Genomic DNA, 15,576 nt, shown 5'->3' with positions numbered 1-15,576 from the left:
TCAACAGAGGATCTTATGACAAAAAGGTATGTATCAGGTCTAAACAATCCTCAATCACTGGATCCGGGGCCCGTCCTTTAATTTTGAATCGGCGGGCCCGCCAATCCAGACTCTTCACTTGGTCTGTCAAGATCACCCCGTTGAAAACCAAGCCATCAGGCAAGGCGACTTCAAAGGGATATCCTTTCTGTTGTCGGGTGATTGGGCAGACAACCGCAAATCCTGTGACCTGATTGAATGCTTTTGGCGAAAGAACAATTCCTGGTCGCGCCACTTCCTGTCCATGCCCTGCCTGCGGATTAAAATTCAGATAAACCAGATCCCCACGTTCAGGCGTTGGCATCAGATTAACTCATTCCCTTCTTTCCCAAAATCAATTTCAGTGTGACGGTTTTCCGGTGTTACTTTTGCCAAAAGATCATCCAGCGTAGGCTTTTTCTTTTTGGGTTTTAGTGTGATTGTATGGTTTCCTACAATCAACTCCAATTCGGAACCTTGATGAATAGCCAATTGATCTGCAATATCTTTGGGAATGCGAATCGCAAGGCTATTCCCCCATTTTTGAACCCTCGTTGTCATGTGAATCACTCCTCTTGAATCCATTATATCACCTCAAAACCAATTGTATATACATAGTGTATACAGCGTTCCGGAAAGGGATACATAAAATCAAAAAAACGGGGCTTTTACACCCCAAATCTCGTACAAGATCCTTCCGACGAACTCCTCTCATACAAATACGCCACATAATCCGTCATCACCCCGGCGTGACCCTGTTGACGCAACATGGCTGTGATGTTGCCCGTTAACCACGTGCAACACCACTTGGGAGAGATGGGGTTCCAACCGTCCGGCTTGTAGATGTTCGAGAATCATCGGCCGATCGAGATCCTCCTGGCTGTCGAGAAAATCCCGGTATTTCGTCGGCAAACAGCTTTTCCAGTTCCCCAAGGCCCGTCCCCTTGGTTTCTTCCGATGTCCGGGTCGCCCGTGCGATGGACTCTTCCCTGTCCCGACCCGACATCACATCCAACCATAAATCGTCGGTGACGTACAGATGAACCATGACTTCGGAAATGGAAGGAAAAACACTCTGCATTTTCTGATGGTAAGCCTGCTCCGGCAATTCTTTCAAGCGGTGGATGATCCTTTGATTCGCCCAGTGATGATAATCAACCCATTGCTTTGCAGGATGCTTCATGGAAGAGCCCACTCTGTTAGCATCACTTTTTTTGCAACACCGCCAGATTGGCATTCAACCCTTCCGGCATCGAGTCTGTGATCAGTTGGACAGGCAGGACCGGACTGATGTCGAAAGCATCACTGAAATGGCGTTCCAGCGCTTCCCGGGTGACCAGGACGAAGGGCTGATCTTCCCACTGTTTCCCACGACACCCCCGGAGCAGTACCCTGCCTCCGGGCTTCAACACCCGGGCCACTTCAGCAGCATAGCGGGGTCGGTCTTCTTCTCCGATGATGTGGAAACAGCCCCGATCATTGACCAAATCGACAGATGCATCGGGAAGCGGCAGTTCCAAGGCATTCCCTTTCTTCCATTCCACATGGACTCCCGCTTCCGCGGCACGATCCCGGGCAATCCGGAGGGCTTCTTCGCTCAAATCGACGCCAGTGACCTGAAATCCCTGTCCGGCCAGAAAGATCGCCTCCCTCCCCGCTCCACATCCCACATCCAGTGCCGCCGCCCCCGTCGGCCATGAACCCGCGGCGACAAATGCGACCAATTCACTGGAAGGATGGGAATAATCCCAATGTTGCCGGTATTCCCCGCTGGCATAATAAGCATTCCAATCTTCCAGCGTATTTCTGCTCATGAAAATGTCCCCTCCCTTAAATTAAATACCCACTTTTCTGTATTCTACGTTCGTCAATCCCCATCCTTTTCCAAACTAAAAAACAGAGAGGGAATCTCGGTGGTCCTTCTTCCTTTCCGGCTACCATCTTTCAAAAAGATCTACTATTGGGAATCCTGGAGCTGGTGCAGGAGCAGTATGGGATGGATCCTGATTTCCGATAAATATAAGGATATAAATGTTAATCCATATAAATTTATGTATGCAACTCTCCGGTTCCGGAGCGGTTGTATGTTAATTTTGGCGGATAGCGTCGCCTCATGTCGAATATTTAAAATTGTTCCCTATCCCCACTTTATGTATAATATAGCTAAAGTGTATAGAATTATTTATAAAAGGGAAGTGACAGACGAGAAAACAGATCTCTTGAAAGCTTTCATTCCCTGTGAATGAAGAAGAAAGCCAAAAGCCAAATACGGAAAAAGCTCACAACCAAACGCGAACCTTCCTAAAGAGGTGATTCCATATGTATCCCATTCAAATGCCGATTGGCGAATTATTGCGCCACAGAGCCCGATTAAATCCAACCTTGGAAGCCTTGATCGGCCCAAAACGGCGCTTTACTTATCTGGAATACGACCAAATCACCAATCAAGTAGCCCATTATCTTCTTGGGCTCGGTATTCAAAAAGGGGATCGCATCGCCCTGTTCTCGGATACCAATGTCTTGTTTCCCATTCTTTATCTGGGTGCGGCAAAAGCCGGGGCCATCACCGTCCCCATCAATTGCCGCTGGAGTTCGGACATCTTGGAGTGGTCCATCCAACACACGGAACCAAAATTGATTTTTTTTGATGATACTTACCAATCACTCGTGGAATCTTTACATACTTCCATCCCCACTGTGAAAACCTCTTATTTCCACGATTTGGACTTTAAATTTGAAGAGGAACTCCAATCCCTACCCACCTCCGCGCCTGATGTAAATATGAGCAGCGAGGACCCCGTTTGTATTACCTTTACTTCAGGCACTACCGGAAAACCAAAAGGCGTAGTGATCACCCATCACAACCTGTGTGCAGCAGGTGTATTTTCCGGGTTCTCTGCAAGAAACCGACAAATTGGGTTTCGCTTTCTCTATGCTACACCTTTATTTCACATTTCTGGAACCAGTGTGATCGGCTTTCAGCCTCTGTGTGGGTATACCTATGTCTTTATTCCCCAATTGGAACCCAACCTACTTTTGGAAACGATTGAAAAAGAACAGATCAATTCCACTTTCCTGCCGCCGGCTTTGCTGAACATCATGCTCCCGATGTTCTTCAACAGTGATCGAAACCTGGGTTCCTTGCTAGATATCACTACGGGCGGCTCCAATCTGCCGCTTTCGCTGATCCGTGATTACGAGTCCATCGGCTATCATTTATTCCAAGGTTACGGATGTACGGAAACTGCCGGAATCCTCTCCTTTTGGGACTCCGGTATGGGTTACGATACCAGTGGCTCTGTCGGAAAGCCTGTCTTTGGAGAGGTCAAAGTGCTCGACCGGCACACCCGTGAAGAAGTACCTCCCGGGGAGATCGGAGAGCTGGCGTTCCGCGGACCCACTGTGTTTAAAGAATATTGGCGGAACCCCGAAGCGACAGAAAAGGCGTTTCATAAGGGGTGGTTGCTGATGGGAGATGCGGTTCGGGTGGACGAGGAGGGATTGATCTATCTGGTGGATCGTTATAAAGATGTGATTTATTTCAGCGGACTGGATGCCATCTATCCAAGTCAAGTGGAAAAAGTCCTTCAGCAAATGGATGAAATCTCTGAAGTTTCCGTGGTCGGCGTTCAGAATGAACGTTGGGGAGAGTTGCCCTGCGCATTTATTGTGCCAAAGGCCGGAACCGACCTGACACGGGATCAAGTCCTGCAATTCGCCCGCGAACGAATGGAAAAACACAAGTTAGCCGAAGTCATCCTGATCGATCAACTGCCCAAAAACGCGACCGGAAAAGTGGATAAAGGAAAGTTGAAAGAAATGTACCGCTCTTTGGCTTCCTAAATGTAAACTAAGAGAGAGGAGTGACCCTCTCTCTTCTTTAATCCATACTACGCCGGGTCAGTCCCAAAGAGATAATACCCTCCCCGTTGATAAACTCCTTGGGAAAAGAGAGATTTTCTTTCGGACCGGTTTGATGCAGATCCACTCCCACTTCCCCTCCACCATTTCCCGCGGCTGATATGGGGCATCCCCGGAAGCGAGAAAAGATCACCTCTTGGATTAGGTTCTCAACTTCACTCTTTCTCTTCAAGCAGGGGACCAGAGGAATCAAGGTTGTGGCCCGTTACCGGCAGCACTGTCAACTTTTAAAAAGAACCCTTGGAAAATCAAGGGTTCTAATTTCCTTTCCAAACACACTTAAGGGAATTTCCCACGGTCACAGGCATCTTCCACTCATACCTCTGTATCGAGAGGGAAAATGGTTAAACCTGACTTTGTTCTTCCTCTTTCTTTTTCTCCTCATTGGCATGCTCTCTCAGTTTAAATTTCTGTACCTTGCCAAAGCCGTTTTTAGGGAGCTTTTCGATAAATCGGACTTGCGACAACTTATAGGGTGCTAATTCTTGATGGACATGGCTCAAAATTACATTTTCCGTCAGAGTGGAACCCTCTTCCAACACTACATAAGCCCAGGGCAACTCTCCCCACAGCTTATCCTTGACTCCGACAACAGCCACCTCCGAAATCCCTTCCAATTGGCGGATCACCCGCTCCACCTCAGCCGGATACACATTTTCACCGGCGTCAACCAAAATGACATCCTTATATCGATCGACGACGTACAAATAGCCCTCCTCGTCGAACTTTCCCGCATCTCCGGTATAGTACCAGCCGTCCCGCAACACTTTCTTCGTTTCCTGTTCATTGTTCCAATATCCTTGAAACACCTGCATACCGCGGCAGATAATCTCCCCGACTTCCCCTGTGGGCACCGGCTCTCCCGTGTCGGGATTTACAATGCGGATATCGGCGAGCAAGGATTTTCCCACCGAGTCCATTTTATCCAGGCCCATCCCCGAATTCCAGTATGCAGCGATGCCGGTGAATTCGCTGGCCCCGTAAACATTGGTGATGGAAAAACCCAGCGCGTCGTACTGTTGGATCAGCTCAACGGGCACATCCGAACCACCGGTAATAATCGTCCGGAGGGTGCCCACATCCCGTTCTTCCTCCCATAAAGCCGCCAACATCAGCTTCATCATCATCGGAACCGCCGCCATTTGCGTAGCGCCTTCCTGTTCCGCCAAATCCCAGATGTGCACGGGATGGAACTGGGGCATCAGGATCAGCGTATACCCCATCAATGAAGCAGTGGTGATCGCAAAAATACCGCTGACATGAAACAGGGGGGTCGGGACCAGCAATCGATCCTTTTCCTGAACCGACAAGGGATGGACAGTGGCCATCGCGGAAGCAAACAAATTCTGATGTGTGCTGATCACTCCCTTCGGTTTGCCGGTGGTTCCCGAAGTATAAAGCAGAAGACAGGAATCCTCTCCCCATACATCCACCTCCGGTTCGGTAACAGGATATTCCCGAAACACCTCCCCGTATTGAGGATGTATCTCCCCGTCAAAGCTGGTTTGGATCATCAAATTCAAAAAACTCAACCCCTCCAAACCGGAAACCAGCGGTGAAAACTCTCCATCATAAAAAAGCGCCTTGGGAGTACAATCCCTTATAATCCATTCCAACTCCGATGCATTCAACCGATAATTCAGAGGAACAACCATCGCACCGATTTTGGCTGTTGCAAAAAAAACAGTCGGAAAATAATGGTCCGTCCCACACAACACAGCCACGCGATCCCCTTTTTTCACATTTTGAGCCAGAAGAAAATGAGCCAACTGGTTGACCCGCTGATTAAAAGTGCGATAGTTATACCGATTTTTTGGGGTGACCACAGCATCCATCTCCGGACTGAGATTTGCGCGATTTCTCAAAATCGCCCCCATTGTGACAGTCATTTCGCCACCTCCAAGGATAATGGTGAATTTTACATCTCCAAAACGATGGTGGACAGCTGCAAGGGTGGTGAACTCATGAGTTCAAACCACTGGATAGGATGTCTCTATTCTCCTACGCTCCTTCAATATGTAGTACTTGATAATGTATTTTTAAATAGATTCTATAACATTAGAAATTAATTAGCAAGGAAGTATTAATAATTTTGGATTGTTTCATTCATACTAATTGAGTATATAAAAATCTGATGACAGCTGGATTCCTCAAAGGTTCATCAATGGACTGTCCTTTCTTCAGTAAGCACCAAATCATGCTTTTAGGGGTGTTCAGAAAATGCTGTCTGAAAGGAGGATTGGAGTTTGCATTGTTTTTGAATCGCCAGAACAGCTGAAGCACTCATCCCCAGGAATAAGTCGGTGGGGGGATCGATCCGTTTCCGGAACTCTTGCAAGGGAAAGATCCCAGCTGGGCTGGGATTAGATATGGAATTCGTAACCGGGTTCAGACCGAAAATCATTGGGTTCAAACCCGGATGTAAACCCTTCCGCAGCGAAAACCGCCTCCCATCTATGGATCGAAGTATCAAAACCTCCTTTTTTCAACGTCTCCGATACAATCATACGGATGATTTTCATTTTCCTCTCTCGGGTTAGGCAAAAGCCGAATACTAAAATGAAGGATAGCCGAACGTAAAACCGAAGTGGTTTCACTTGGCCTGTATCTGATCCACAACATAAAAAACGTGCCATGAATACTTCATGGCACGTTTGAAACTGATTATCCGCTATTCCACCGTCACACTCTTCGCCAGGTTGCGCGGCTTGTCGACGTTGAGACCGCGAACGACGGAGGTGTGATAGGCGAGGAGCTGGAGGGGGATGACCGACAGCACCGGAGTGAGAAGAGGGAGGGTTTTCGGAATGGTCAAAATCTCATCCACGGATTTACCCACTTCAGTGTCTCCCTCCAAGGCGAGACCCAGGACATGGGCTCCCCGCGCCTTCATCTCGATGATATTGGAGACCATTTTGTCACGAACTGCTTGCTGGGTGGCGAGAGCGATCACCGGAAAGCCCTCCTCGATCAGAGCCAAGGTACCGTGCTTCAGTTCCCCTGCAGCACAAGCTTCCGAATGGATGTAGGAGATCTCCTTCAGCTTCAGGGAACCCTCCATCACCACCGCATGATCCAGACCCCGTCCGATAAAAAAGAGATTCTCCTGGCCGGCAATCCCGCGGGCGAATTGTTCTATGGCCACCGTGTCCGTCAGGAGAGACTCGGCTTGCTCCGGCAGGCGGAGCATGGCAGTGGCAGTATCAGACAACTCCTCCCTGCCCAGGGTTCCGACAACCCGAGCCAGATGCAGACCCAAAAGAGCGAGGGTGACCAGCTGGGTAGTATACGCCTTGGTGGAAGCGACAGAGACCTCCGGACCGGCCCAAGTCATCAGGACCTCATCAGCCTCCCGGGCGACACTGCTGCCGACCACGTTCGTGATGCCCAACACCTTCGCCCCTCCCTTTTTAGCTTCCCGAAGGGCAGCCAAAGTATCCGCCGTCTCTCCCGACTGGCTGATGGCGATCACCAGGGTGGAGGAGGTGATCAACGGATTCCGATATCGGTATTCCGATGCCACATCTACTTCCACCGGGATGTGGGCCCATTTTTCCAAGATGGTTTTACCCACCAAACCAGCATGATAAGCCGTGCCGCAAGCGACCACATGAATCCGGTCGATCTTTTTCAGGTCTTCTTCCGCTAAGGAGAGTTCCCCGTACAAATCGACGATGCCATCCTTCAGCCGACCGGCCAAGGTATCCCGGATGGCCCGGGGTTGTTCAAAAATCTCTTTTTGCATGAAATGATCATAGCCGTCCTTTTCAGCGGTGACAGCATCCCAGGTCACATGGAAGAGTTCCTTGTCGACGGAGTCTCCCCCGATCGTAGTCAGTTCCACCCACTCCCGGGTGAGCACCGCCATTTCCCCGTCTTCCAGCACATAGACATCCCGGGTGTGTTCCAGGATCGCGGGAATATCCGAGGCAATAAAGTTTTCTCCGTCTCCGACGCCGATGATCAGCGGACTGGCCAAGCGGACCGCCACCATCTTGTCCGGTTCTCCACAGCGGATGATAGCCAAGGCGTAGGCTCCCCTCATCCGTCGGACCGCACGGCGGACCGTGGACACCAAATCACCGTCATCCAGATCTGCCAACAGATGGGCGATCACTTCACTGTCCGTTTCCGAAGTAAACGTATATCCTTTTTTCTGAAGTTCTTCCTTTAACCCGAGATAATTTTCAATGATCCCGTTGTGAACCACAGCAAACTGATGACCCGGGTCCATATGAGGATGGGCGTTTTCATCGGAGGGCTTTCCGTGAGTGGCCCAACGGGTGTGACCGATCCCCAGATGTCCGGTCAGGGGATCAGCTTGCAACCGCTTTTCCAGGGCGGTGAGAGGGCCTTCCGTTTTTTTCGCTTCCAGTTTTCCCTCCCGGCACAAGGCAATGCCCGCAGAATCATAACCGCGGTACTCCAGCTTGCGCAATCCTTCCACCAGGATTTCTTGGGCCGGCTTCGATCCGATATATCCCACGATTCCACACATTGGTTTCTACAACCCCCTGGAGAATCAACGGGGCATTGCCGCTCCCTCAAGGAAAGCGGCGCCCCATGTCATCATGGTTTTGCCGCTGTCATGGAAGCAGCGGTTTTGTCTTGTATTTTTTTCAAACACAGCGTTTGTTCTTGTGGATGCCTTGCCATCTCTACTTCCCGTGGAGATAATACACCGTACCGGAACTTTTGTGGGACAGGTCACCCCGTCCTTTTGTGTTCCGGCTCCTCGGCTTCGGTGTAAAAGCCGGGAGGGATCCGCCGAAACCTCGATTCCCCTCCACCTCGTCAACTGCGGCTCTTTCTTCCACAGTCCTGGCGCTTCACAACCTTTTGGAATCCTTGATCCTCCCTGTTCCTTTCCGGCCACCACCTCCCAAAAAAGCTACTATTATGCTATGCGAGAACCTCCCATTTGTAAAGTAAAGAAATCATGAACGACCGAATCCGGCCGCTCATGATTCTGTCTTTTCTTTCCCTGGGTTTGGCCCTTTCAGGAAAGCTGGGTCCGGATCACATCAGCAATCTCATTTACATATGATTCCAACTGTTCCTCGTCCGGCCCTTCCGCCATCACCCGAATCAGCGGTTCTGTTCCTGATGGGCGCACGAGCACGCGCCCATCTTTTCCGAGAGCTTGTTCCACTTCCTGGATCTTGCTCATGATCTCCTGATTCTGATCCCAATGTTCTTTCTCCCTGACCCGGACATTCACCAGAATTTGCGGATATCGGATCATGGTTTGGGCCAGCTGGTTCAAAGTGGTTGCCTTCTCCTTGACCACCCGCAACAATTGCAAAGCGGTCAGCATCCCGTCTCCGGTCGTATTATGGTCGAGGAAAATAATGTGGCCGGATTGCTCTCCACCGAGATTAAAGCCGCCTTGGCGCATTTTTTCCATCACATAGCGGTCGCCCACTTGGGTTTGTTCTGTCCGGATTCCCATGGAATCCATCGCTTTGTACAGACCGATGTTGCTCATGACAGTGGTAACGAGAGTGTCCTTCTTCAGCTCCCCCTGTTCCTTCATAAAATCGGCACAAATACAAAGGATCTGATCCCCGTCTACCAACTTTCCCTGTTCATCCACAGCAATCAGCCGGTCGGCGTCTCCGTCAAAGGCAAGACCCAGATGTGCGTTCCGATGCAAAACTTCCTGCTGTAACCTTTCCGGATGGGTGGACCCGCAATCCACATTGATGTTCACACCATCAGGGTCCGCACACATGGCAGTCACATCGGCTCCCAGATCGCGGAGGAGCATGGGGGCTAGTCGGGAGGCGGCCCCATTGGAACAATCGACCACGATATCCATCCCGCAGAGATCGGTCTGGATGGTAGACTGCAGATGTTGAATATAGAGTTGATATGCATCCTCACGATCTTCCACCCGGCCGATTTGTTCTCCCACGGGCCGGGGCAACTGGTCCTCTTCGGCATCCAGCAAGGCTTCGATCTCCTCTTCCAGAGAATCAAAGAGTTTAAAACCATCGTAGCCGAAAAATTTGATTCCGTTATCCTCAAAGGGATTATGGGAAGCAGAGATCATCACTCCAGCGCTGGCTTTCAGCTCCTTGGTTAGCCAAGCGACACCCGGTGTGGTGATCACTCCCAGACGGGCCACATCGACTCCAATGGAAAGCATCCCGGCAACCAATGCCGACTCCAGCATTTCTCCGGACAAACGGGTATCCCGTCCCACTATCACCAAGGGCTTTTCGCCTTGTTGATTGCGTTGCTGTGTCAGCACATAGGCACCGGCACGACCCAATCGATAAGCCAGTTCGGGGGTGAGCTCCCGGTTGGCTACTCCTCTGATGCCATCGGTACCAAAGTAATTTCCCATGTTTCTCCTCCTCATGCTCCATCCTTCTCTATTCAATCCGCACTGTCACCATTGGAGATTGGCCGTCCGCCATCTGGATGAAATCCGGCGTTTCGACTTTTACAGGGACCTGGTATTCTCCCGGGGTTTGCACAGAGAGAGTACCATAGGCTTTCAGATCTCCTGCTTTCAGCCCCTTCAGCCTGGAGGGCGCACCGAACAACGTAAGTTCAATCCGGTTTGAACCCACTATCTCCACTTGCATTTCCCCCTTGGCTCCCCTGATTTTTACCGGGATATTCCGAAGGGTCTTTTCTTTTCCCTTGACCACTTTGACATCCAGCGTGATCTGCTCAGGTTCCACTTTGACGGCTCCACCACCGACAGGGATTTCCATCTCAACGGTCCGATCCCGGTTCATAGCCGACAGATCCAACACCGGTCCCGGATATGTTTTCAGACCGGTAAGATAATCTTTGCTGCCGTACACCGTAACCATATCCGGTTCCGCCTTGACGCTTTCGACTGCCATTCCTTTGGGGGGAGCACCAGAATATTCCAAAGCCAAGGGGAGTTTTCGGTTGGGACTGGCCACCGGGATCTCCACATTCACTTCCCGCGGGCTGACTTCGACCCCACTGAATTCACCATCCTCCCCGTATACTTGTAACGATACGGATCTGGAGATCGTTTCTGTGGCGGCTTCGGTATTGATCATCGCTTTGACCCTCCGAACCTTTTCCAGGTCAGACCGAATCCCCCTCACCTCCACCCGTTCCGGCTTTACAACAGGTTTCCCCACTTTGTAACCTGGCTTGGGATTTCCGATCACTTCCACCTCCACAGGCATCACCCGGCTTTGTTTGGACTCCAGGGTGACCTCCACCGTCCGGGGACGAACCTCCGCCTCCACCCCGCCGGGGACCCCTTTCACCTTCACCGGAATATCCCGGTGGGTTCCTTCTCCTTGGTTGTGAAGGTCGACATAAGCTTCAAAGCGGGAGGGAGTGACCCTCTTCATGGAGGGGATATGCCCGCGAAGATAAAGATCCACTGAATCGGGCATTTTGCGGATCGCAAACCGGTCTTCATCATATCGAACCGTCAAGGGCACATTGGTGACAATATTGTCGGCTTGCCTACTTCGAAAGAGATTGCCCTCATCGTTGACAATCAACCATAGCATGATGGCCAATAAAAAGGCAATCAATTTGATCACATTGTTGTTCTGAAGCCATTTATCCATCCTTCTCCCCCTTCCGGTTCCAGAAGGACGTCTGCCGACCGGAGGGTTTCAACTCCTCGTACAGACGGGAGATCATCTCTTCTTCAGAAAGTCCTCGCTCCAATTGTCCCTGAATCGCCAAGGAGATCTGCCCCGTCTCCTCTGAGACGATAATGGTGACGGCATCTGTCAACTCACTGATCCCCATCCCGGCACGGTGCCGGGTGCCCAGTTCATTGCTGATGAAGGGATTTTCCGACAAGGGCAAATAACAGCCAGCCGCTGCTATGCGATCCCGCCGAATAATCACTGCACCATCATGAAGGGGGGCTTTCGGTGTGAAGATATTGGAAAGGATTTCTGAATTCAGATCGGCATCTAATCGAATCCCCGATTCCACGTAATCTGAGAGACCGGTCCGTCTTTCGACCACAATCAAAGCACCGATCCGCCGTTTGGCGAGATAGGAGACCGCTTTCACCATATCTCCCACGATCCGGGTGATCATCTGCTCATCTTCACCTGCACTCCGACTGAAAAAGCGTCCGCGTCCAAGTTGTTCCAAGGCCCGACGGAGTTCAGGTTGAAAAATGATAATCACCACAATAATTCCCCAGGAGAACAGATTTTCCATCAACCACTGAAGCGTGGACAGCTGGAACAGACTGGACAACATCCAGACCGCGAGGACAACGGAAATCCCTTTCAGCAATTGAACGGCCCGGGTTCCTCTGACCAGCATCAACAACTTATAAATAATATAGGAAACGATTAATATATCAACAATCACATTAACATATTGGGTGATCCCATCCAGTATGCTCACAAGTATGCTCATCGGTCCCCTCCACAACCCCAACAGTCCATAGTATGCCACCAGCCATTTGGGCGAAATCCTCCTCTTCCCTTCATTATGCGGTAAGAATCCAAAAAAAGAAATGCCCCGGGAAAGAGACTCCCAGGACTGTGGATCCAACAGAATCAATGAGTGGGCGCCAGCCGTCTCACGAGGGCTTTTCTCCCACGGTGAACTCTGGTTTTAACAGTGGTGACGGGTACAGATAATGCTTCTCCAATCTCCGCCAGGGGCATTTCTTTCATATACCTCATAAACATGACCGACTGATAATGGCTGGGCAGCTCATGCATGGCCTGTCGGACTTCCCGACGTCGCTCCCCGTCAAAAAAGAGTTCCTCCGGGGATTTGTCGCTTGCAGGGATATATTGGTACAGACAGGTTTCTTTTCCCTGCTCCAAAGGGGCATCCAAATAAAAATCGGCCTTTTTCTTTCGAATCCTGTCAATACAAAGATTGCACGCAATCCGGTAGATCCAGGAGGAAAATCGATTCTGGCAGTTGAATCGGTTCAGATGGATATAGACACGCAGTAAGGTTTCCTGAACGATATCCTCCGCCTCCTGAGGGTGCTTCAGCTTTCCATAGGCCAACATATAAAGAGAATCTTCATAAGGCCGGATCAGTTGGACAAAGGCGTTTTTATCTCCGGACTGTGCAAGGGCGATCCATTCTTTTTCGTCTCTTTGGGTATTCGCCATGACTGTTCCCCGCCTTTTCCAGTGATGCATCGACCAAGTTTGACAGCCATCTTTTCACAAAAAGCTTTCTGATCAAATCATTCCTTGCCACCTGTCCGCAAAGATCCGTCTCATCCTTCCGGATGTGAATGAAATTGTTTCTTTTTCCAATCATTATAGTAATGGATTGATCCCACAAATTCCACTTGTTTCAACACATTTAACCGGTTTTCAATGCAAAATAAATCGAATAGATTAGGATAGTAGGCTTAATTGTATAGTTCTTTTCTATCTGAAGGGTCTTATCCACAAAAAGTTCCCGACTCTTGTTGAGCCGGGAACCTCTCCCTGTTTTCAAAGCACCTTTTCACCAAATACAGAACCGATCAGAGCGACAGCCGCCTTAGCGGTACGATTGCCATGATCCAGAATCGGGTTGACCTCCACAAACTCAGCCGATGTGAGAACATCGGCAGCTGCCAGCATTTCCATAGCCAGGTGTCCCTCACGGTAGGTGATTCCACCGACAACGGGGGTTCCCACCCCCGGTGCATCATGGGGATCCAGCCCGTCCAAGTCCAGACTCAGATGCACGCCGTCGGTACCATCGTTGACGATGCGCAGAGCCTCTTCCATCACAGCTCCCATACCCAATCGGTCGATGTCATGCATGGTAAAGACTTTGATCCCCTGCTCACGGATCAACACCCGTTCCCCTTCATCGAGATCACGGGCTCCGATCACCACCACATTCTCCGGACAAATCTTGGGGGAAAAGCCACCGATGTTCACGAGGTCGGGGTGTCCCATTCCCAAGCTGGCAGCCAAAGGCATCCCGTGGATGTTTCCCGAGGGACTGGTGTCAGCCGTGTTCAGGTCACCATGTGCGTCAAACCAGATGACTCCAAGCCGCTTGTAGTGCTTGGCCACGCCGGCAATGGTACCGATGGCAATACTGTGGTCTCCTCCCAAAACCAAAGGGAACCGTCCCTTTTGAATCACATTATCCAAGGTGACAGCCAATTCTTCGGACACCTGGGCGATTTCTCGCAAATATTTCAGTTGGGATGAACCCACATCATATGATTCAGGAGTAGGAACCGACAAATTCCCATTGTCTTTCACATCGTATCCCAGTCCGGTCAGCTTTTCTTTTAAGGAAGCATACCGGATGGCACTGGGACCCATGTCGACCCCCCTGCGGTCAGCCCCCAGATCCATCGGTACACCCACGATCGTGATCTTTTTGTTGTGCATGTGAAAGACCCCCTTCTCTTCAGTGTCTGTTCTTCCTTTAATTTTATTTTATCATATCGATACGGGTCTGACCTTTTATTTGCAGTAAAACCCTTATTTATACATGATATTGAGTAAAAATGATTATTTAAATGTAAAAGTGAGTATAAAGCTGTATTTTAGGGATAATCGTCAATTTGGGAACTGTTGACAAGGTTGATTTATGGGGGTTTCAAAAACCGTTAGTCAAAGTAACTTTTTTTAAATGAATCCATATGCAGTCCAATAGAAACGATGTTGTAATACTACAAAAACACCTGTCGAGTTCGACAGGTGTCTGTTTGGAGCGGAAGACGGGATTCGAACCCGCGACCCTCGCCTTGGCAAGGCGATGCTCTACCCCTGAGCCACTTCCGCACAATATATGTATTTGGTGGGTCGTGCAGGTCTCGAACCTGCGACATCCTGATTAAGAGTCAGGTGCTCTGCCAACTGAGCTAACGACCCATCCCTATTAAAATATAAGGGATAGTGGGAGTGGTGACCCATCCAGGATTCGAACCTGGGACACCCTGATTAAAAGTCAGGTGCTCTGCCGACTGAGCTAATGGGTCGCATGGCTGGGGCGGTAGGGATCGAACCTACGCATCACGGAGTCAAAGTCCGTTGCCTTACCGCTTGGCTACGCCCCAATGGATGGTGGAGGGGGTAGGATTCGAACCTACGAAGGCAAAGCCGGCAGATTTACAGTCTGCTGCGTTTGGCCACTTCGCTACCCCTCCGTGAAGCCACCTTCTTGGGTGGTGGACGGTGCAGGGCTCGAACCTGCGACCCCCTGCTTGTAAGGCAGGTGCTCTCCCAGCTGAGCTAACCGTCCGAACTGGTGACCCGTAGGGGATTCGAACCCCTGTATGCCAGCGTGAAAGGCTGGTGTGTTAACCGCTTCACCAACGGGCCATGATGGAGCTCCCAACCAGGCTCGAACTGGTGACCTCTTCCTTACCATGGAAGCGCTCTACCAACTGAGCTATGGGAGCATTGGCTCCTCAGGCAGGACTCGAACCTGCAACCTACCGGTTAACAGCCGGGCGCTCTACCATTGAGCTACTGAGGATCATGATCGAATCCATTTTTCAACGGACAAATCATATTATATAACGTTTCTCTTCGAATATCAAGAGGAATTTTTCCCATATGGGTTGCCCAGGGATGCGACCCTGAAAACCGGATACAGAACACTGAGCCAACCTCAGAAGCAACTCAGGAGAAGTCCTCGACCGATTCGTATCCGTCAGCTGAACGTGTTACC

The 15,576-nt window shown here is 50.3% G+C and carries 12 protein-coding genes and 9 tRNA genes; 1 reads left to right on the top strand and 20 read right to left on the bottom strand.

The window, feature by feature from the left end; genetic code table 11:
* Positions 1-13: 13 nt before the first annotated feature.
* The 4 genes from IEV46_RS10810 to IEV46_RS10795 all read right to left on the bottom strand — a co-directional run bounded on the left by IEV46_RS10810 (position 14) and on the right by IEV46_RS10795 (position 1,832).
* A complete protein-coding gene (locus tag IEV46_RS10810; RefSeq protein WP_188432583.1) occupies positions 14-343 on the bottom strand; it encodes a type II toxin-antitoxin system PemK/MazF family toxin in 330 nt (109 codons plus the stop codon).
* Positions 343-579: an AbrB/MazE/SpoVT family DNA-binding domain-containing protein gene (locus IEV46_RS10805; protein ID WP_373284600.1), complete on the bottom strand. Its 237-nt coding sequence runs from the start codon at positions 577-579 to the stop codon at positions 343-345. The genes IEV46_RS10810 and IEV46_RS10805 overlap by 1 nt, the downstream gene beginning before the upstream one ends.
* 226 nt (positions 580-805) lie before the next feature.
* Complete coding sequence (locus IEV46_RS10800) at positions 806-1,201, bottom strand: DinB family protein (protein ID WP_229736046.1); 396 nt, start codon at positions 1,199-1,201, stop codon at positions 806-808.
* Between the two features lie 22 nt (positions 1,202-1,223).
* A complete protein-coding gene (locus tag IEV46_RS10795) occupies positions 1,224-1,832 on the bottom strand; it encodes a class I SAM-dependent methyltransferase (protein WP_188432581.1) in 609 nt (202 codons plus the stop codon).
* Positions 1,833-2,337: 505 nt separating this feature from the next.
* Between IEV46_RS10795 and IEV46_RS10790 the strand changes: the two genes are divergently transcribed.
* Complete coding sequence (locus IEV46_RS10790) at positions 2,338-3,861, top strand: class I adenylate-forming enzyme family protein (RefSeq protein WP_188432580.1); 1,524 nt, start codon at positions 2,338-2,340, stop codon at positions 3,859-3,861.
* Positions 3,862-4,283: 422 nt separating this feature from the next.
* Here IEV46_RS10790 and IEV46_RS10785 read toward each other — a convergent pair whose 3' ends face one another.
* From IEV46_RS10785 to IEV46_RS10710, 16 genes are all read right to left on the bottom strand, one after another.
* Positions 4,284-5,828 carry a class I adenylate-forming enzyme family protein gene (locus IEV46_RS10785; protein ID WP_188432579.1) on the bottom strand — a complete coding sequence of 515 codons (1,545 nt, stop codon included), beginning with the start codon at positions 5,826-5,828 and terminating at the stop codon, positions 4,284-4,286.
* Between the two features lie 782 nt (positions 5,829-6,610).
* Complete coding sequence (glmS, locus tag IEV46_RS10780) at positions 6,611-8,437, bottom strand: glutamine--fructose-6-phosphate transaminase (isomerizing) (protein ID WP_188432578.1); 1,827 nt, start codon at positions 8,435-8,437, stop codon at positions 6,611-6,613.
* 501 nt (positions 8,438-8,938) lie between these two features.
* Positions 8,939-10,291 carry a phosphoglucosamine mutase gene (gene glmM / locus IEV46_RS10775; protein ID WP_188432577.1) on the bottom strand — a complete coding sequence of 451 codons (1,353 nt, stop codon included), beginning with the start codon at positions 10,289-10,291 and terminating at the stop codon, positions 8,939-8,941.
* Positions 10,292-10,319: 28 nt separating this feature from the next.
* Positions 10,320-11,516: a CdaR family protein gene (locus IEV46_RS10770; RefSeq protein ID WP_188432576.1), complete on the bottom strand. Its 1,197-nt coding sequence runs from the start codon at positions 11,514-11,516 to the stop codon at positions 10,320-10,322.
* Positions 11,509-12,333: a diadenylate cyclase CdaA gene (gene cdaA / locus IEV46_RS10765; RefSeq protein ID WP_188432575.1), complete on the bottom strand. Its 825-nt coding sequence runs from the start codon at positions 12,331-12,333 to the stop codon at positions 11,509-11,511. Before cdaA ends, IEV46_RS10770 begins: the two co-directional genes overlap by 8 nt.
* A gap of 143 nt (positions 12,334-12,476) precedes the next feature.
* Entirely contained in the window at positions 12,477-13,052 is a 576-nt protein-coding gene (locus IEV46_RS10760; RefSeq protein ID WP_188432574.1) for a sigma-70 family RNA polymerase sigma factor, read from the bottom strand.
* A gap of 333 nt (positions 13,053-13,385) precedes the next feature.
* Complete coding sequence (gene rocF, locus IEV46_RS10755) at positions 13,386-14,288, bottom strand: arginase (RefSeq protein ID WP_188432573.1); 903 nt, start codon at positions 14,286-14,288, stop codon at positions 13,386-13,388.
* A 321-nt stretch (positions 14,289-14,609) separates the two neighbouring features.
* Positions 14,610-14,684: transfer RNA gene (locus IEV46_RS10750), tRNA-Gly, on the bottom strand.
* 14 nt (positions 14,685-14,698) lie between these two features.
* Positions 14,699-14,774 (bottom strand) — tRNA-Lys (locus tag IEV46_RS10745).
* 31 nt (positions 14,775-14,805) lie between these two features.
* A tRNA-Lys gene (locus tag IEV46_RS10740) sits at positions 14,806-14,881 on the bottom strand.
* Positions 14,882-14,884: 3 nt separating this feature from the next.
* Positions 14,885-14,959, bottom strand: a tRNA-Gln gene (locus tag IEV46_RS10735).
* A 5-nt stretch (positions 14,960-14,964) separates the two neighbouring features.
* Positions 14,965-15,049, bottom strand: a tRNA-Tyr gene (locus tag IEV46_RS10730).
* A gap of 19 nt (positions 15,050-15,068) precedes the next feature.
* A tRNA-Val gene (locus IEV46_RS10725) sits at positions 15,069-15,144 on the bottom strand.
* Between the two features lie 4 nt (positions 15,145-15,148).
* Positions 15,149-15,224: transfer RNA gene (locus tag IEV46_RS10720), tRNA-Glu, on the bottom strand.
* 4 nt (positions 15,225-15,228) lie between these two features.
* Positions 15,229-15,304, bottom strand: a tRNA-Thr gene (locus IEV46_RS10715).
* Between the two features lie 2 nt (positions 15,305-15,306).
* Positions 15,307-15,381: transfer RNA gene (locus IEV46_RS10710), tRNA-Asn, on the bottom strand.
* Positions 15,382-15,576: the final 195 nt, after the last annotated feature.

The organism is Kroppenstedtia guangzhouensis (assembly GCF_014637345.1).
GTDB lineage: Bacteria > Bacillota > Bacilli > Thermoactinomycetales > DSM-45169 > Kroppenstedtia > Kroppenstedtia guangzhouensis.
This window is presented reverse-complemented; position numbering and strand designations above follow the sequence as displayed.